An 18,205-nucleotide genomic window follows, 5' to 3' on the forward strand; every position below is an offset into this window, starting at 1 on the left:
CCGGCTGTGTCCACCGAGAACTGGGGCCCTCGCACTCGATGACCGTCTACAGCCACCAGAGCGGCTTCACCGCTGCCAGGCCGCCCGCCTACCCGCGCCACCTGGTCACCGCGGTGATCGTCTCGCACGACGGCGCCCGCTGGCTTCCGCAGGCCCTGGCCGGCCTGCTCGGCCAGGACCGCCAGGTCCAGCGGGTGCTCGCCGTCGACACCGGCTCCACCGACAACTCCCCGCAGCTGCTCGCCGACACCCTCGCCGAGTGGCTCCCGGAGAGCGGCCCGATCGTCCTCGGCCGCCGGGCCGGCTTCGGCACCGCCGTCGGCGAGGCCGTCTTCAACAGCCCGCCGCTGCGGCCGGAGGACCTCCCCTACCGGCTCGACCCCTCCGGGTACGACCCGGTCACCGGCGGCTGGGACGACTTCGGCGACCCGCTCGGCCACGAGGACGACCTCGGCCGCGGCGGCCCCCGCGAGACCCAGCCCGTCGAGTGGCTCTGGCTCCTGCACGACGACTGCGAGCCGCAGACCGACGCGCTGCGCCGGCTGCTCCAGGTCGCCGACTCCACGCCAAGCGCCGCCGTCATCGGCCCCAAGCTGCGCAGCTGGTACGACCGCCGCCAGCTGCTCGAAGTGGGCGTCACGATCGCCCGCTCCGGCCGCCGCTGGACCGGCCTGGACCGCCGCGAGCAGGACCAGGGCCAGCACGACCAGGTCCGCCCGGTGCTCGCCGTCTCCACCGCCGGCATGCTGGTGCGCCGCGACGTCTTCGAGGAGCTCGGCGGCTTCGACAAGGCGCTGCCGCTGATGCGCGACGACACCGACTTCTGCTGGCGGGTCAACGCCGCGGGCCACCGGGTCGTGGTCGCCCCCGACGCCGTGCTGCGCCACGCCGAGGCGGCCAGCCGCGAGCGCCGCGTCATCGACTGCGGCCCCACCCACCCGCACCGGGTGGACAAGGCCGGCGCCGTCTACACCCTGCTCGCCAACTCCAAGGGCGCGCTCTTCCCCTACGTCCTGCTCCGGCTGGTGCTCGGCACCCTGCTGCGGGTCGTCACCAACCTGCTGGGCAAGGACCCGAAGCAGGCCTTCGACGAACTGGCCGGCCTCGGCCACGAACTGGTCCGGCTGCCGCGGCTGATGGGCGCCCGCAAACGCCGGGCCCGGTCGCGGGCCGCCGACGCGCTCGACGACCGGACGCTCTTCCCCGCGCCCGGCGCCACCGCGCGCCTCGCCGTCGAGGGCGTCATCGGCTCCCTCGGCATAGGGGGCGGCGACGACTCCGGGGCCGGCCGGCACGGCTCGGTCGAGGCCGGGCCGGGCGACGAGGACAACGAGGACCTGGTCGTCGAGCAGTTCGCGCTGATCAAGAAGCTGGCCCGGCGCCCGGCACCCGTGCTCTTCGCCGCCCTGCTGGTCTTCGCCCTGGTCGCCTGCCGCGGCCTGCTCGGCTCCGGCGACCTCTTCGGCGGCGCGCTGCTGCCCGCCACCGGCGGGGCCGACGGCCTGTGGTCGATGTACGCGGACGCCTGGCACCCCGTCGGCACCGGCTCCACCGCCGCGGCGCCGCCGTACCTCGGCGTGCTCGCGGTGCTCTCCTGGATGCTGTTCGACCACGCCGACCTCGCGGTCACCCTGCTGGTCGTCCTCTCGGTGCCGCTCGCCGCCGTCAGCTCGTACCTGGTCTCCCGGCCGCTGCTCGACTCCAAGCTGGTCCGCGCCTGGGCCAGCGCCACCTACGCGCTGCTGCCCGCCGCCACCGGCGCGCTCGCCCAGGGCCGGATCGGCACCGCCGTGCTGGCCGTCCTGCTGCCGCCGCTGGCCCGTGCCGCCGCGATCGCCGCAGGCCTCGGCATCCGCGCCGAGAGCGCCGCCAAGGGCGCCCGGCCCGGCTGGCGGCCCGTCTGGATGGCCGTCCTGCTCCTCACCCTGGCCACCGCCTTCGTCCCGCTGGTCTGGGCGCTGGCCGTGCCGCTCTGCCTGGCCATGCTGGCCGCCGCCGTGGTGCGCGGCGGGGCGTTCGGCTCCGGCGTGCAGGCGCTGCGCCTGCTCGGGCTGCGCGTCCTGGTGATCCTCGTGGTGCCGGTCCTGGTGCTCGCGCCCTGGTCGCTCCAGGTGCTCTCGCACCCGCAGCGGCTGCTGCTGGAGGCCGGCCTGCCCGGTCTGCACGGCGGCGAAGCCAGTGCGCTCGGCCTGGTGCTGGTCAACCCCGGCGGCGCCGGGGTGCCGCCGGTCTGGTTCTCGGCGGGCGTGGTGCTCGCCGCGCTGGCCGCCCTGCTGCGCGCCGACCGCCGCCGTGCGGTGCTCGCCGCCTGGGGCGCCGCCGGGGCCTCCATGGTCTTCGCGGTCGCGGTCGCCGGCACGTCGGTGACCCCCGCCTCCGGCGGCCCGGCCGTGCCCGCCTGGGCCGGCCCGGCCACCCTGCTCGCCGGCATCGCCCTGCTGGCCGCCGCCGCGATCGGCGCCGACGGCGCCAACGCCCGCGTGGCCGGCATCGCCTTCGGCTGGCGCCAGCCGGTCGCCGCCCTGGTGGTGGCCGCCGCGGTGCTCGCCCCGCTGGGCACCGGCCTCTGGTGGGCCGTCACCGGCGCCGACGGCCCGCTGCACCGGGCGCAGGCCGCCCAGGTGCCGGCGTTCATCGCCGAGGAGGCCGGCACCACCGACCGCGCCCGCACCCTCGTCGTCACCGGCGACCCGAAGGGCGGCTCCGTCCGCTACACCCTGGTGCGCGGCGCCGGCCTGACGCTCGGCCAGGCCGAGTCCACGGTCGACCCGCAGACGGGCACCACCGCGGGCCTGGACAAGGTGGTCGGCAGCCTGCTGGCCGGCTCCGGAGCCGACCAGGCCGGCGCGCTGTCCGGCTACGGCATCGCCTACGTGCTGGTGGACCAGCCGGCGGTGACCGCCTTCAAGGAGGTCCTGGACACCACCCCCGGCCTGGTCAAGGCCAACCAGGACGGCACCGCCTCGCTCTGGCAGGTCAACGGCACCCCGGCGACCCGCGCCCTGATCACCGCCCCCGGCGCCACCCCCGTGGTGGTCCCGTCCGGCGAGCGCGACCTCGACACCACCGTCCCGGCCGGCCCCGACGGCCGGGTGCTCCGCCTCGCCGAGGCCGCCGCCCCGGAGTGGAAGGCCACCCTGGACGGCACCGCGCTGGAGTCCACCACCGTCGACGGCTGGGCGCAGGGCTTCAGGCTCCCCGCCGGCGGCGGCAAGCTGGTCGTCACCCGTGAGGGCGGCCTGCTGCACACCGGCTGGGTCTGGGCCCAGCTGCTGCTCGGCCTGACCATCCTGGTGCTGGCCCTGCCCGGCCGCCGCAGCAACAAGGACGACGACCTGCCCGAGGAGGTGGTCGCCGCCGCCGCGCTGGCCGCCGCCGCCCAGGCGCAGGCGCCCGCCCCCGGCAGCCGCCGCGCCCGCCGGATGGCCGAACGCGAGGGCGGCGAAGGGGACCCGGACGGGGACGGCGTGTACGAGGGCCGGCCGGGCGCGATCCCGGCCCGGCCCGCCGGCGACCCGCCGGCCGGGGCGGTCCGCGCGGCCGCCGAGGCCCAGGAGAGCGAGCCGTACGCCGACCCGTACCAGGGCTACCAGCAGGCCGACCCGTACAGCTACGACCCGTACGCCGCCCAGCAGCCGGTGGCCGCGCCCTACGGCGGCCAGGGGTACGGCCCCGACGGCTACCAGCAGCAGGCCTACCCGCAGCAGGGCGGCCAGACGGGCTACGAGCAGGCGGGCTACGAGCAGTACGGGCAGGACCAGCAGTACGGCTACGACCAGTACCAGCAGGACGGTGCGCAGCCCTGGGTGCCGGGGCAGTCGCAGGGCGAGACGTACTACGACCCGGCCAGCCCGGGGGACCCGCACGATCCCGACCACCCCAACGGCCCGGGCCGGTACCACCACGGATCGGGGAGCTGACCCGCGATGAAGAAGCCCGCGTTCAAGAAGAGGTCCACGGACCAGGACGGCGCACCGCAGGCGGACGACGCCGCGTTCTCCGCCGGACCCGCCGGTGCCCCCCGGTCGTCCGGGGGGACGAGGACCACCCAGTCGCTGCTGGCCGCCGCGGCCGTGCTCGCCGTGGTGTTCGGCATCGCCGAGCTGCGCCCGCCGGCCGCACCGGCCGGGGCCGACCAGGGCGGCGCCGCCACCTCGGCGCAGGTCGAGCGGACGGGTGCGGTCTGCCCGCAGCCGCTGCAGGGCCTGACCGGCTCGACCAGCCTCACCGCCTACACCCCGCCCGGCGGCGCGGCCGCGGCGGACGGCGCCGCCGCAGGGGCCGGCTGGATCACCGACGCGGCCGCCCCCGCCACCCCGCCGACCGCCGCGCCCTCGGCGACGCCGTCCGCGGCCCCGGCCACCCCGGCGCCGTCCGCCTCCGGCGCGCCCGCCCCCGCCAAGGGCGGCGTGCCCAGCGACGCGAGGCTGACCCTGGCCAAGCCCGGCACCCCGGTGACCGGCCCCGCGGCCAACGGCGACACCGCGCCCGGCGGCGGGGCGGTCGCCACCGGCGCGCTCGCGCCCGGCTTCACCGTCACCCAGACCACCACCGTCACCGAGCAGCGCGGGCTCGGCCTGTCCGGCATCACCTGCACCCCGGCCGGCACCGGCTTCTGGTTCGCCGGCGCCAGCACGGCCGGCGACCGCACGGACTACGTCAGCCTGGTCAACACCGAGAACACCGCCGCCGTCGTCGACATCAAGCTGTACGGCGACAAGGGCCTGATCGAGAACGACGCGGCCAACGGCATCACCGTCGCCCCCGGCAGCTCGCAGTCCGTCCTGCTGCCGACGATCAGCAAGGGCCAGGTCGCCGACCTCGCCGTGCACGTGGTGGCCCGCACCGGCCGGGTCGGCGCCGCCCTGCACGCGGCCGACGGCAGCAAGGGCGCCGACTGGATCCCCGCCTCGGCCGACCCGGCGCCCACCCAGGTGCTCCCCGGCCTGCCGGCCGACACCGCCGGTGCCCACCTGGTGGTCTGGGCACCGCCGGAGGACGACGCCGACCTGAAGATCCAGCTCTCCGGCAAGAACGGCTGGTTCACCCCGGCCGGCAACGAGTCCATCCACGTCAAGGCCGGCATGGTGGCCGCCGTCGACCTCGGCAAGGTCACCCGCGACGAGGTGGCCGGCCTGCGGTTGTCGCCCAGCGACGACAAGCACGCCACCCCGGTCGTGGCCGGCCTGCGGGTCGACCGCGCCGGCCAGAACGGCAAGTCCGACGCGGCCTGGCTGACCGGCACCGTCCCGGTCGGCGCCCGCGCCACCGTGGCCGACAACCGGGGCGGCGGCGCGAGCACGCTCTTCCTCACCTCCACCGGCGAAGCCGCCACGGTCAAGGTCACCGCCTCGGCCGGCACCGGCGGCGGCACCCCGGTCAGCAAGGACGTCCAGCTGCCGGCCGGCGGTACGGTCGCCATCCCGGCGCCCGAGCCCGGCGGGCTGAACGGCAGCTTCGCGCTCACCGTGGAGACCGTCTCCGGCGGGCCGGTCGCGGCCGCCCGGATGCTGGCGATCACCACCAAGGACGTGCCGATGTTCACCGTCCAGGCGCTGCGCGACGACCGCAGCAGCGTCAAGGTCCCGCAGGCCGCCCAGGACCCGGGCGTCGTACTGCGCTGACCCGACGCGACGACGAGGGGGCGGCACCCGCAGTCCGGGTGCCGCCCCCTCGTCGTCGGTGGCTCAGTCCTCGTCGTACCGGGGGTCGATGGCGTCCGGCGACAGCCCCAGCAACTCCGCCACCTGCTCGATCAGGATCTCGTGCACCAGCGCCGCGCGGTCCTCCCGGGACTTCGCCCGGATCTCCACCGGCCGCCGGTACACCACGATCTGACTCTTCCGCCCCTGCTGCCCCGGCGACACCCGGCCCAGCGGGACCCCGCCGTCCGCGTCCGGCCCGTCCGCCTCGTGCAGCGGCACCTCCTGGACGGCGAACTCCACCTCGATCAACTGCGGCCAACGCCGTTCGAGGCGCTCCACGGACTCCCGCACGTAGTCGTCGAACAACTCGGAGCGGGTGAGCGAGATCGGCACCTGCGGAGGCGCCAGCGGGCCGCGCAGACCCCGGCCGTGCCGGTCGCGGTGCCGGGGGCGGCGCGAAGGTCCCGTCGATGACTGCGGTGCAGAGCTGTCCATATCACTGCCGAGGGTAGTCCTTGGACGGTCGGAAGTGGACCACCCCGACGCCGAAACGCCCGGGGCGGCAGGCGCACACCAGGGCGGGCGGAGCTGGCGAGGCACGGGAGGGGCGCGCCGTGCGAAGCGTCCGCCGACCGTGGCGGACGCCGTCTCCGAGGCGCGCGGACCGCGACACGGCACACCCTCCGGGCAGGCGGTCTTCGCTCCCCGGCGGGGAGTGCTGTACCGTCCACCCTCGTGAGCTCTGTACGTCGTTGTTCGCGGACCGCGTGCGGCCGACCGGCCGTCGCGACGCTGACGTACGTCTACGCGGACTCCACCGCCGTCCTCGGCCCGCTCGCGACCTACGCCGAGCCGCACTGCTACGACCTGTGCGCCGAGCACGCCGAGCGCCTCACCGCCCCGCGCGGCTGGGAGGTGGTCCGGCTCGCCGCCGAGGCCGGCCCGCTGCGCCGCAGCAGCGACGACCTCGAAGCGCTCGCCAACGCCGTCCGCGAGGCCGCCCGTCCGCAGACCCCCCGTCAGGGGCGCGGTTCCGAGGGCGAGTCCACCGAGGCCGGCCGCCGCGGGCACCTGCGCGTGCTGCGCTCGCCCGACAACTGAGCCCCGGCCGGGCCGTCCCCCACCCACACCGCGGACCGGTCGTCCGCCGCCTCCCGGTACGCTGCCCCCCTGTCCGGGCACTCACCGGTGCCGCACTCGGACGTATCGTGACCATGGGCGACCAGCCCGCCGATCAGACAGAGAACCAGGGTGGAGCCGCAGTGCGCGACCTCAAGCAGCTCGTGAAGGCGTACGACGTACGAGGCGTGGTCCCGGACCAGTGGGACGAGAGCCTCGCGCGCGCCTTCGGCGCCGCGTTCGTGCAGGTCACCGGAGCGTCCGCGATCGTGGTCGGCCACGACATGCGGCCCTCCTCCCCGTCGCTCAGCCGGGCCTTCGCCGAGGGCGCCGCCGCGTACGGCGCCGACGTGGTCGAGATCGGCCTCTGCTCGACCGACCAGCTGTACTACGCCAGCGGCCGGCTCGACCTGCCCGGCGCGATGTTCACCGCCAGCCACAACCCGGCCCAGTACAACGGCATCAAGCTCTGCCGGGCCGGCGCCGCCCCGGTCGGCCAGGACACCGGCCTCGCCGAGATCCGCGAGCTGGTCGAGTCCTGGACCGGCGAGGACGACACCGTCACCGTCCCGGCGCTCGACGTGAAGCCCGGCGGGCTGTCCACCCAGGACACCCTGCGCGGCTACGCCGACCACCTCCTCGGCCTGGTCGACCTCACCGCGATCCGCCCGCTCAAGGTGGCCGTCGACGCCGGCAACGGCATGGGCGGCCACACCGTGCCGACCGTCTTCGACGGCCTGCCGATCGAGCTCGTCCCGATGTACTTCGAGCTGGACGGCACCTTCCCCAACCACGAGGCCAACCCGCTCGACCCGAAGAACCTGGTCGACCTCCAGGCCAAGGTGCGCGAGGTCGGCGCCGACCTCGGCCTGGCGTTCGACGGCGACGCCGACCGCTGCTTCGTCGTCGACGAGCGCGGCGAGCCGGTCTCCCCGTCCGCGATCACCGCCCTGGTCGCCGCGCGCGAGATCGCCCGCGCCCGGGCCGCCGGCGAGGACGAGCCGACCATCATCCACAACCTGATCACCTCCTGGACCGTCCCCGAGGTGGTCCGCGAGCTCGGCGGCAAGCCGGTCCGCACCCGCGTCGGGCACTCCTTCATCAAGCAGGAGATGGCCGAGACCGACGCCGTCTTCGGCGGCGAGCACTCCGCGCACTACTACTTCCGCGACTTCTGGCGCGCCGACACCGGCATGCTCGCCGCGCTGCACGTGCTGGCCGCCCTCGGCGGGCAGCCGGGCACCCTCTCGGCGCTGACCGCCGAGTACGACCGCTACGCCGCCTCCGGCGAGATCAACAGCACCGTCGCCGACCAGGCCGACCGCTCGGCCGCCGTCCGCGCCGCCTACGCCGGCCTGGAAGGCACCACGGTGGACGAGCTGGACGGCCTCACCGTGGCCGGCCCGGACTGGTGGTTCAACCTGCGCGCCTCCAACACCGAGCCGCTGCTGCGCCTCAACGTCGAGGCCAAGGACCCGGCGAGGATGGCCGAGCTGCGCGACGGCGTCCTCGCCATCGTCCGCGCCTGACGGACGCGACCCGGACGCGCGCGGCCCGGACCCGGACCCGGTCCGGACGCACGCGTCCCCGCGCACGCGCCTGACGCACGCCCGTGGTGCCCCGGCCGGTAGGGTTTCCTCTCGGCCGGGGCACTGCCGTGCCACCCCTCCGACCCCTGCCATCCTGAGACTGGGAGCCCGAACGCCATGAAGCTCGAATCCTTCCTGCTGGAGATCCTGGTCTGCCCGCAGTGCCGGGCCGCGCTCACCGAGGGCGGCACCGAGGACCACCCCGAGCTGCTCTGCACCGGCGAGAACTGCGGTCTCGCCTACCCCGTCCGCGACGGCATTCCGGTGCTGCTGGTGGACGAGGCCCGCCGCCCGGCCTGATCCTTGGGGCGGAGACCCGTACCCCGACCCCGCAGCCCTCAGCGCCCAGCCAGCAGCCGGAGGCCCGCCGCATGCTCGACGACACCCTGCTCGACGACCCGGCCGCCCTCCAGCGCGCCGACCACGACCGAGCCCTGCTCGCCCTGGCCGGTGCCGGCGCCCGGGTGCGGACCGCACTGCGGCTCGCCGACGCGGCCGGCGTCGACCGGCTGCGCCCCGACGGCCGCCCGCGCGCGGTGCTGGTCGCCGGCCACGGCAGCGCCCTGACCGCGGCCGGGATCCTGGCCGCCCTGGCCGGCACCGCCACCCTGGTCACCCCGCTGGAGCCGACCGACGCCGCGTACGTCCCGCGCACCGACCGGGCCGCCGCCCCGCCCGTCTTCACCGCCGGGCTGGCCTGGCAGCTCCCCGGCTGGGCCGGGCCGCTCGACCTGCTGGTGGTCAGCTCCGCCGCCGGCGGCGAGCAGGGCCTGATCTCCCTCGCCGAGCAGGCCTACGCCCGCGGCTGCGCCATCGTGGTCACCGCCCCGGCCGGCAGCCCGCTCGCCGAGGCCGCCCTCCAGGTGCGCGCGCTGCCGCTGCCGTACGTCCCGCCGAACCTGCCGGACGACGGCGCGCCGTCGTCCGGGGCGGCCGCCGAGCCCGACCTGCCGGCCGAGGACCCGGCCGCGCTCTGGGCCCACCTCACCCCGCTGCTCGCGCTCACCCAGAAGCTCGGCGTCACGCAGCTGCCGTACGACGCGCTCGCCGCCACCGCCGACCTGCTGGACGCGTCCGCCGTCCGCTGCCGGCCGGACGCCGCCGCGTACACCAACCCGGCCAAGGGTCTGGCCGCCCGGCTGGCCGGCACCGTCCCGCTGCTCTGGGCCGAGGGCCCGGTGGCGGGGGCGGCCGTCACCCGGTTCGCCGCGCAGCTGGCCGAGCGGGCCGGCCGTCCGGCGCTGGCCGGGCAGCTCCCGCAGGTGCTCACCGCGCACCGCGGCATGTTCACCGGGCAGCTCGGCGCGGGGGCCGACCCCGACGACTTCTTCCGCGACCGGGTCGAGGAGCCGGACCCGTTGCACCTCCAGGTGCTGCTGCTGCGGCACGTCCCGGCCCCCGCCGGTGCGGCCGGCGGCGGTGCCGGGGGAGCGGAGGAGGACGCCGGCCCGGCCGAGGTCCCGGCCGACGACGAGGGCCCGCGCAGCTTCGGTGCCGCCCGCGCGCACCGGCTGGCCGAAGCCCACGACGTCCGGATCACCGAGTACGCCAGTGCCCGGCCCGATCCGCTGCACGCGCTGGCCGACCTGGTCGCGCTGACCGACTTCGCCGCCGTCTACCTGGGGCTCGCAGCCGCACAGTCCTGAACGCGGACGGGGCGGCCCGGTACCGTATGCGCTCGACGACGACTGAGCGCGGGCTGTACGGCCCCCGGCGGAGGGACCATCCCGAGCATGAGCACCGAAGGCGGTACCAAGGCCCTGGTCGCGGCCCTGTCCGCGAACCTGGGGATCGCAGTCAGCAAGTTCGTGGCCTTCGCGTTCTCCGGCTCCTCCTCGATGCTGGCCGAGGGTGTCCACTCGCTGGCCGACTCCGGCAACCAGGTGCTGCTGCTGGTCGGCGGCAAGCGCTCGCAGCGCCGGGCCACCCCCGAGCACCCCTTCGGGTACGGGCGCGAGCGGTACATCTACGCCTTCCTGGTCTCGATCGTGCTGTTCAGCGTCGGTGGCATGTTCGCCGTCTACGAGGGCTACGAGAAGATCGCCCACCCGCACGAGCTGGACAACTGGTACTGGCCGGTCGGCGTGCTGGTCCTCGCCATCGCGCTGGAGGCCTGGTCGTTCTTCACGGCGTTCCGCGAGGCGGTCAAGGACAAGGGCACGCACGGCTGGCCCGCCTACATCCGCCGGGCCAAGGCGCCGGAGCTGCCGGTCGTCCTGCTGGAGGACACCGGCGCGCTGATCGGCCTGGTGCTGGCGCTGTTCGGCGTCGGCCTGACCGCGATCACCGGGAACGGCGTCTGGGACGGCATCGGCACCCTGTCGATCGGTCTGCTGCTGATCGCCATCGCGCTCGTGCTGGCGCTGGAGACCAGGTCGCTGCTGATCGGGGAGTCCGCCCACGACGAGGTGGTGGCGCAGATCCGCGACGCCCTGGTGGACCACGACACCGTCACCCGCGTCATCCACATGCGCACCATGCACCTCGGCCCCGAGGAGCTGCTGGTCGCCGCCAAGATCGCGGTCAACGCCGAGGACACCGCGGCGCAGGTGGCCGACGCGATCGACGCCGCCGAGGTGCGCGTCCGCCGCGCCGTCCCGATCGCCCGCGTCATCTACCTGGAGCCGGACATCTACAGCGCCGAGAAGGAGGCCGCGGGCGACGACCCGTACGCCACCCCCGGCGGTCCGGTGCCGGGCGCGCACTGAGCCCGTCCGGACCGGGACCGGCGGCCGAATCCGGTCGTACCGGGCCTGGTCCCGGGGCCGCCGGTGTAGATTCGTCACCAGAGCCAGAACGTCGCTGCTGATGGCGGTCGATCGGCGGCCCGCGCCCCAGGGCGCGCGCCGGTCGAGGGAGAGAGGTCCTCCGACGGAATGTGCTGAGCAGCAGGAGGCCGGTCCCACCGCGGACCGACCCGTCCGGCGTTGCCGTGCACCCGTGCGGCCCGCCGCGCTGTGACGCACCCTGAGGACCTTGGCCGTTCCCCACCCCATCAGCGAGGAGCAGACGCATGTCGACCGACATCACCGGTGACTTCAAGGTCGCCGACCTTTCCCTGGCGCCGTTCGGGCGCAAGGAGATCCAGCTGGCCGAGCACGAGATGCCCGGCCTGATGTCCATCCGTGCGGAGTACGCCGCTTCGCAGCCGCTGGCCGGCGCCCGGATCACCGGCTCGCTGCACATGACCGTGCAGACCGCCGTGCTGATCGAGACCCTCACCGCCCTCGGCGCCGAGGTCCGCTGGTGCTCGTGCAACATCTTCTCCACCCAGGACCACGCGGCCGCCGCGATCGCGGTCGGCCCGGAGGGCACCCCGGAGAACCCGCAGGGCGTGCCGGTCTTCGCCTGGAAGGGCGAGACGCTGGACGAGTACTGGTGGTGCACCGAGCAGGCGCTGACCTGGCCGAACGGCCAGACCCCGAACATGATCCTGGACGACGGCGGCGACGCCACCCTCCTGATCCACAAGGGCGTCGAGTTCGAGAAGGCCGGTGCCGCTCCGGACCCGTCCACCGCGGACAACGACGAGTTCCGGATCATCCTGGAGCTGCTGAACCGCACCCTCAAGGACACCCCGAACAAGTGGACCGAGGTCGCCGCCACCATCAAGGGCGTGACCGAGGAGACCACCACCGGTGTCCACCGCCTGTACGAGATGCACCGTGACGGCCAGCTGCTGTTCCCGGCGATCAACGTCAACGACGCCGTCACCAAGTCGAAGTTCGACAACAAGTACGGCTGCCGTCACTCGCTGATCGACGGCATCAACCGTGCCACCGACGTCCTGATCGGCGGCAAGGTCGCCGTCGTCGCCGGCTACGGCGACGTGGGCAAGGGCTGCGCGGAGTCGCTGCGCGGCCAGGGCGCCCGCGTGATCATCACCGAGATCGACCCGATCTGCGCGCTCCAGGCGGCGATGGACGGCTACCAGGTCACCACCCTGGAGGACGTCGTCTCGATCGCGGACATCTTCATCACCACGACGGGCAACAAGGACATCATCCTTGCCTCGCACATGGAGAAGATGAAGCACCAGGCGATCGTGGGCAACATCGGCCACTTCGACAACGAGATCGACATCGCGGGCCTGGCCAAGCTGCCCGGCATCGTGAAGACCGAGGTCAAGCCGCAGGTCCACGAGTGGCGCTTCGCCGACGGCCACACCATCATCATGCTGTCCGAGGGTCGTCTGCTGAACCTGGGCAACGCGACCGGCCACCCGTCGTTCGTGATGTCGAACTCGTTCGCGAACCAGACGATCGCGCAGATCGAGCTGTTCACGAAGACCGAGCAGTACCCGATCGGCGTCTACGTGCTGCCGAAGCACCTCGACGAGAAGGTCGCGCGGCTGCACCTGGACGCCCTGGGCGTGAAGCTGACCACGCTGACCAAGGACCAGGCCGACTACATCGGCGTCCCGGTCGAGGGCCCGTACAAGCCGGAGCAGTACCGCTACTGAGCACCCGTCCGGTGGCCGGCGTCCCCTTCGCAGGGGCGCCGGCCACCGGCGTGTCCGGGGGCGGTCAGCCGAGCACCTCGGTGGTCCAGGCGGCCGGGTCGGTGCCGAGCGGGGTGAAGTGGCCCAGCCAGCCGGCGAAGCCGCCGACCGAGGCGAACGGGGCCTCGCCCCGGAACGAGGTCGCGCACAGCTTCAGAGCGGACGCGACGACGCAGGTGGGCTGTTGCTGCCGGGTGGCGCCGGGCAGGGGCGGGTTGTCCCACCCGGCGGCGGGGGGCACGTCGGGCTGGACGGAGATCGCGATCTGGTCGCTTCCCGAGTTGTAGTTGACGGAGGCCGACCAGGGGTAGCCGGAGGACGCCTCGGCACCGTAGGAGAAGGACGCACCGGACGGCGTGAAGCCGGCGGGGACGTCGTGGATCTTGAACGGCAGCGGAACGGCCTGCGGAGCCACGTTGACCCCCTCGGCGACCCGGTGCAGCTTGTTGAGCACGTCGTCGGCGTCGCTCATGTAGGAGCCGTGCAGCTCCGCCCAGCGGCCGTCGGCGGTCTGCCAGCGGAGATCGCGGTCCAGCCCGAGTCCGGCCGGGTTGTCCGGTCCCGTGCCGACCCAGTACGCCGGCTTCCCGTGCACCGGTGCGGCGTCCACCCGGTACAGCTGCTGGCCGGTCGCCGCCTTCCCGACAGTGGGTACCTCACCGGGTGCGAAGAGGGTCAGGAAGATCAGCTGGCGATTGAACGCGAGCGCGTCCGGCCCGGTCTGCTTGGGACCGAATGCCTTGGCCTGGAACGCGGTCGGCTGCCCGCTGAAGCCGACCGTGTAGGTCGCACCGTCGAAACCCCCGGGCAGCCAGCCGAAGGACGCCCCGACCGGCAGCGGGGAGCGGCCGGTGTCGGGACCGAGCGGGGGGAGGCTGTTGGGGGCCCCGGTCGGGCTCGCAGCGGGTGCCGCCGCTCCCCGGCCCGGGTGCCCGCCGGGCAGCGTCGCGCTCAGCAGGGTGGCGCCGAGCGCGACCGCCGCCACGGCACCCAGCACCCCGAGCCGCCTGCGCCGCAGCCGGGAGCGGCCCGCGCGCAGTGCCCAGGCGGTGTCCATCCGGGCGGCCGGAGCCGGCGCGTCGGCCAGTGCCGCGAGTTCCGCGGTCAGCCGGGCCTCGGTCGGGTCGGTCTGGCCCGGGTCGGTGAGGCCCGGGTCGGTGTGGTCCGGGTCGGTGTGGTCCGGGGCGGAGCGGTCGTTCACGAGGCGGTCCTTTCCGCCGGCACGGCCGGCCGCAGTTCGAGGAGGCGGCGCAGCGCGGCGAGCCCCCGGGAGGTCTGGCTCTTGACGTTGCCGGCCGAGCAGTCCATGGCCTCCGCCGTCTGCTCGACCGTGAGGTCGCAGTAGTAGCGGAGCACCACCGTGGCCCGTTGCCGGGGCGGAAGTGCGGCGAGGGCCGTCCGGAGGTCGACCGAGGCGTCCAGGTCGTGCGCCGAGACGGCGGCCTCCGGCAGTGCCCCGTCGCCACGGCGGCGGGCGGTCCACCGCCCCCAGGGGGAGCGCTGCTCGGCGAGGAAGGTGTTCACCAGGACGGTCCTGGCGTAGCCGTCCGTGTTCTCCGCCCCGGACACCCGGTTCCAGTGCACGTACAGCTTGGTGACGGTCTCCTGCACCAGGTCGTCGGCGCGGTGCCAGTCGGTGCAGAGCAGGTAGGCCACCTTGCGGAGCCACGCCGCCCTGGAGGCGACGAACTCCGTGAACTCGGCGTCGCGTTGCTGCTTCGCCATCGATGGGCGCTCCTTTCCCGCGGCACGTTCGCCGTGCCGCCTGCCTCCCTGATGCGGGCGCCGCCCGCGAGGTTGCATGCGGGTTGGCCGGACGGTGCGGCATAGGCTTCGGGGCATGCCCAACGGCCGGTACTCGCTCCACGACACCCATGACCACGTGCTGCTCGGCGAGGAGCGCTTCAGCTGCGCGCCCGGCCCGGCCGGCTGGCGGTACGTCTCCAAGACGTACGGCCCCGGGGGCCAGGTGCTCGGCACGGTCGACCTGACGCTCGACTCGCGGGCGAGGCCGCTGCGGATGGAGCTGCGCGCGGGCGGCTGGCAGGTCCGCGGCGGGGCCGTCGACGGGGTGGCCTGGGTGCGCACCGACGCGGCCGACCCGGGCGGGGAGCAGACGGTCGAGGGACACGACCGGGCCCACGGTTTCGCCGGTCGCTCGCCGGCCTTCCTGGTCGCCACCGCGCGGCTGCTGCGGTTGCGGGAGGGCGCGAGCGCGAAGGTCCGGCTGGTCGCGTTCACCGAGCCGGTGCTGGCGCCGCGCACCTTCGACCAGGGCTGGCTGCTGGAGGGCGTGGACACCCACGAGACGGACTCCGGCCCACTGCTGGTCGAGCGGTACCAGGTGGCGGACCTGGAGACGGGCGAGCAGCAGGTGGTGCACCTGGCCGGGGACGTGGTGCTGGCCGCGGCCGGGGTGGAGCTGGAGGAGCTGGAGTCGCCGCCGAACGCCTGGCCGGTGGAGTTCGGGGGGTAGTGCGCGGGGGCGTGGCGCCGCGGCGGCGCGGGGCACGCCGGGCGGAGCGGCGTCAGGCGGGCGGGGCGAAGCCGGTGGCGGGGGCCTGCACGGGCTGGGCCGCGGGGGGCTGCACGGCGGGGGCGGCCTGGGCGGCCGGCGGCGCTGCGGCCGGGGCGGGGGCGCCCGGGGCAGGGGTCGGGGCGGTCGGCGGGGTTGGCAGGTGGGGCTGCGGCTGAGGCTGGAGCGGGGCGTGGGGATGGAACTGGGCCTGGGCCTGGGCTTGAGCGTGGGCCTGCGCCTGCTGCTGGAACGCGTAGCCCTGCGCCCTGGTCCACTCGCGCCGCTGGCGCTCGGTCAGAACCGCTCCGAGGTAGGCGGCCGGGTGCAGCCCGTACGGGACCGGGTGGCCGGTGCGGGCCGCGAGGTCGTCGGCCAGACGGGCGGACATCTGGTGCGCCACCGCCGGGTCCAGCTGGCCGACCCGGCCGAGCAGCTGGCGGATGGCCAGCCAGAGCGGCTCCGGCACGGCGGAGAGGTCCAGCGCGACCAGCTCGCCGCCGATCGCCTGCAACAGCTGCGGGGGCACCGGCGGGAGCGGGTTCACCACGGCGCCGCCGCTGCCGCCCGGGACCCGCTCGCGGACCACCAGGGTCCCCGCGAAGACGTCGCCGAGCCGCTTGCCGTCCGCCGAGACCACCGAGCAGATCGTCGCCGGAACGCCGCTTAGCACGATCAGCTCGAAGAAGCCGACCAGCCCGCGCACCAGGGCGTGCCGGAACCGCACCGGACCGCCGTCCGTGCGCACCACCCGCAGACCGAGGGCGGCCTTTCCGAGGGAACGGCCGCGGGTGAAGGTCTCGACCATGACGGGCACGGCCACCAGGAAGAAGACCACGAGCCCGAGCATCAGGGCGGCAAGGGCGGCGGAGTCGAGGTCGACCAGGGCGAAACTCAGCACCAGGGAGGACACGAGGAGCGCGGCGCCCTGCACGGCCAGGTCCAGCGCGATCGCCAGCGCCCGGCTCGGAAGCTTCGCCGTGCGCAGGCCGAGGACGACCGCCTCACCCGTCACCAGGTCGCTCAAGACACCCGTCCGTTCCCGTCGGTGGTTCATGGTCCGTGGTTCATAGTCCGTGGTTCATGGTCCGAGATCCGGGGAGGGAGCGTTCGTCGGATCGGCCCCCACGATCCCGTGATCTGCAGTCGTCAACATACGGGGCGGCGCGGCCACTCGGGAAGGGAGGCCCCTGGCCGCCGGAGCAGTCCTCGGACGGGCCCTCGGAGCAGTCCTCGGACGTGCCCTCAGGGACGCTGTCGGGAAGGCCGCCGGGAAGTCCACGGGAAAGCCCTCGGCGAAGGGCGGTCCCGGCCGCCCGGCTGCCTCCCCCTCCCTGGCATGCTGGGCGCACCTGTCCGCACCCGCCTGCCCGCGCGCCCCGCGCCGACCATGGAGCTGCCGAATGGACCTGGACGTCTTCGTCGCCACCCACCAGGGGGAGTGGGCACGGCTGGACGCCCTCGCCCGGACCCGCCGGCTCAGTGGTGAGGAGGCGGACGAACTGGTCACCCTCTACCAGCGCGTGACCGGCCACCTGGCCAAGGTCCAGGCCGCCGCGCCCGACCCCACCCTGGAAGGCCGGCTCACCAGCCTGGTCTCCCGCGCGCGGGACGCGGTCACCGGCAGCCGCAGCAGCGGGTGGCGGGACGTCGCGCGCTACTACACCGTGAGCTTCCCGGCCGCGCTCTACCGTTCGCGCCGCTGGTGGCTGCCGATCGCGGTCCTCTCCCTTCTCGGCACCGCTCTCGTCGCCTGGTGGGTGGCGACCCACCCGGAGGTCCGGAACAGCCTGGCCACGCCGGAGACGATCCGCGAGATGACCAGGCCGGGCGGCGAGTACGAGGCGTACTACTCGGACCGCCCCGCCAGCTCGTTCGCGGCCCAGGTCTGGACGAACAACGCCTGGATCGCGGTGCAGTGCCTGCTCTACGGCATCGCCCTGGGCATCCCCGTGCTCTACGTGCTGTGGACCAACGTCCTCAACCTGGGGCTCGGCGTGGGGCTGATGGCCTCCGCGGGCCGGCTGGACATCTTCCTCGGCCTGCTCATCCCGCACGGTCTGCTGGAGCTGACCGCGGTCTTCGTGGCCGGCGGCCTCGGCCTGCGGCTCGGCTGGACGATCATCGACCCCGGGCCGCGCACGCGCGGCACCGCTCTGGCGGAACAGGGCCGCGCCATCATCGGCATGGGGATCGGCCTTGCGACCGTGCTGGCCGTCTCGGGTGTTCTGGAGGCCTTCGTCACCCCGTCCGGCCTGCCCACCTGGGCCCGCATCTCGATCGGCGTGCTGGCCGAGGTGGCGTTCCTGCTCTACGCCCTCGTTCTGGGCCGCAAGGCCGCCGAGGGCGGCGAGACCGGGGACCTGGATGCCGCCGACCGGGCGGACCTTCAGCCGGTCGCGGCCTGAGCCGATGTGATCCACAGGTCTCTGACCTGGTACTCTTCTCGCATCCCAGCAAAACCATTGACGTGGTTGGGGTGGGCTAGTAGATTTGAACGGTTGGGACAGGTTGGACAACGACCTGACTCAGGCGCTAGTGTCTACGACACCGCCAAATCGAGGCGAGCGTGTTTCACGAATACGCGCCCTCCGACGAGGTAAATCCCGGAACTGAGCACACCGAAGGCTTTGATAAGCTTCGGAGCGAAGTTGCAGGAAATCCCCCCAGCGGGAATTCAGAGAAACAAACGCCGGTAAGAACGGCCGCGAGGATCTGATAAGCTGGGAACACGAAAGAACGAAGCGCCCGGAGGGCCCGCTGGAAGGCGGTCCGAAGGAAGTGTCCGTTCCTTGAGAACTCAACAGCGTGCCAAAAGTCAACGCCAGATATGTTG

Annotated in this window: 14 protein-coding genes; 10 read left to right on the top strand and 4 right to left on the bottom strand. The window is 74.4% G+C overall.

The window, feature by feature from the left end; translation table 11 throughout:
• The first annotated feature begins 38 nt into the window (after positions 1–38).
• Together J5Y04_RS39130 and J5Y04_RS39135 are read left to right on the top strand one after the other, a co-directional pair.
• On the top strand, positions 39–3,920 hold the full coding sequence (locus J5Y04_RS39130) for a glycosyltransferase family 2 protein (RefSeq protein WP_209417310.1): 3,882 nt from the start codon (positions 39–41) through the stop codon (positions 3,918–3,920).
• Between the two features lie 6 nt (positions 3,921–3,926).
• Positions 3,927–5,624, top strand: a complete 1,698-nt coding sequence (locus J5Y04_RS39135) for a DUF5719 family protein (RefSeq protein WP_245206360.1) — start codon at positions 3,927–3,929, stop codon at positions 5,622–5,624.
• Between the two features lie 63 nt (positions 5,625–5,687).
• Here the strand turns inward: J5Y04_RS39135 and J5Y04_RS39140 are convergent, their stop codons facing one another.
• A complete protein-coding gene (locus J5Y04_RS39140) occupies positions 5,688–6,140 on the bottom strand; it encodes a metallopeptidase family protein (protein ID WP_148644571.1) in 453 nt (150 codons plus the stop codon).
• Positions 6,141–6,380: 240 nt separating this feature from the next.
• Here J5Y04_RS39140 and J5Y04_RS39145 point away from each other — a divergent pair, with 240 nt between their 5' ends.
• From J5Y04_RS39145 to ahcY, 6 genes are all read left to right on the top strand, one after another.
• Positions 6,381–6,746: a DUF3499 domain-containing protein gene (locus tag J5Y04_RS39145; RefSeq protein ID WP_209417311.1), complete on the top strand. Its 366-nt coding sequence runs from the start codon at positions 6,381–6,383 to the stop codon at positions 6,744–6,746.
• A gap of 113 nt (positions 6,747–6,859) precedes the next feature.
• Positions 6,860–8,293, top strand: a complete 1,434-nt coding sequence (locus J5Y04_RS39150; RefSeq protein ID WP_209417312.1) for a phosphomannomutase/phosphoglucomutase — start codon at positions 6,860–6,862, stop codon at positions 8,291–8,293.
• Between the two features lie 177 nt (positions 8,294–8,470).
• Positions 8,471–8,653, top strand: a complete 183-nt coding sequence (locus tag J5Y04_RS39155) for a Trm112 family protein (protein WP_148644574.1) — start codon at positions 8,471–8,473, stop codon at positions 8,651–8,653.
• A gap of 71 nt (positions 8,654–8,724) precedes the next feature.
• The gene (locus J5Y04_RS39160) at positions 8,725–9,999 is read left to right on the top strand and encodes an SIS domain-containing protein (protein WP_209417313.1); all 1,275 of its coding nucleotides are present in this window, start codon (positions 8,725–8,727) and stop codon (positions 9,997–9,999) included.
• An 87-nt stretch (positions 10,000–10,086) separates the two neighbouring features.
• Positions 10,087–11,061: a cation diffusion facilitator family transporter gene (locus J5Y04_RS39165; protein ID WP_209417314.1), complete on the top strand. Its 975-nt coding sequence runs from the start codon at positions 10,087–10,089 to the stop codon at positions 11,059–11,061.
• Between the two features lie 305 nt (positions 11,062–11,366).
• Positions 11,367–12,815, top strand: coding sequence for an adenosylhomocysteinase (gene ahcY / locus J5Y04_RS39170; RefSeq protein ID WP_148644577.1), 1,449 nt, complete (start codon positions 11,367–11,369; stop codon positions 12,813–12,815).
• Positions 12,816–12,879: 64 nt separating this feature from the next.
• On the opposite strand, the gene J5Y04_RS39175 is transcribed toward ahcY, so the two are convergent.
• Positions 12,880–14,055, bottom strand: a complete 1,176-nt coding sequence (locus tag J5Y04_RS39175; RefSeq protein ID WP_209417315.1) for a hypothetical protein — start codon at positions 14,053–14,055, stop codon at positions 12,880–12,882.
• On the bottom strand, positions 14,052–14,579 hold the full coding sequence (locus J5Y04_RS39180; protein ID WP_209417316.1) for a SigE family RNA polymerase sigma factor: 528 nt from the start codon (positions 14,577–14,579) through the stop codon (positions 14,052–14,054). The genes J5Y04_RS39175 and J5Y04_RS39180 overlap by 4 nt, the downstream gene beginning before the upstream one ends.
• A gap of 115 nt (positions 14,580–14,694) precedes the next feature.
• Here J5Y04_RS39180 and J5Y04_RS39185 point away from each other — a divergent pair, with 115 nt between their 5' ends.
• Positions 14,695–15,330: a hypothetical protein gene (locus tag J5Y04_RS39185; protein WP_209417317.1), complete on the top strand. Its 636-nt coding sequence runs from the start codon at positions 14,695–14,697 to the stop codon at positions 15,328–15,330.
• Positions 15,331–15,382: 52 nt separating this feature from the next.
• Here J5Y04_RS39185 and J5Y04_RS39190 read toward each other — a convergent pair whose 3' ends face one another.
• On the bottom strand, positions 15,383–16,396 hold the full coding sequence (locus tag J5Y04_RS39190) for an RDD family protein (protein WP_209417318.1): 1,014 nt from the start codon (positions 16,394–16,396) through the stop codon (positions 15,383–15,385).
• 376 nt (positions 16,397–16,772) lie between these two features.
• On the opposite strand from J5Y04_RS39190, the gene J5Y04_RS39195 reads away from it, so the two are divergent.
• Positions 16,773–17,777: a stage II sporulation protein M gene (locus J5Y04_RS39195; protein ID WP_209417319.1), complete on the top strand. Its 1,005-nt coding sequence runs from the start codon at positions 16,773–16,775 to the stop codon at positions 17,775–17,777.
• The last annotated feature ends 428 nt before the right edge of the window (positions 17,778–18,205 follow it).

The sequence above is a fragment of the Kitasatospora sp. RG8 genome (assembly GCF_017813315.1).
Lineage (GTDB): Bacteria > Actinomycetota > Actinomycetes > Streptomycetales > Streptomycetaceae > Kitasatospora.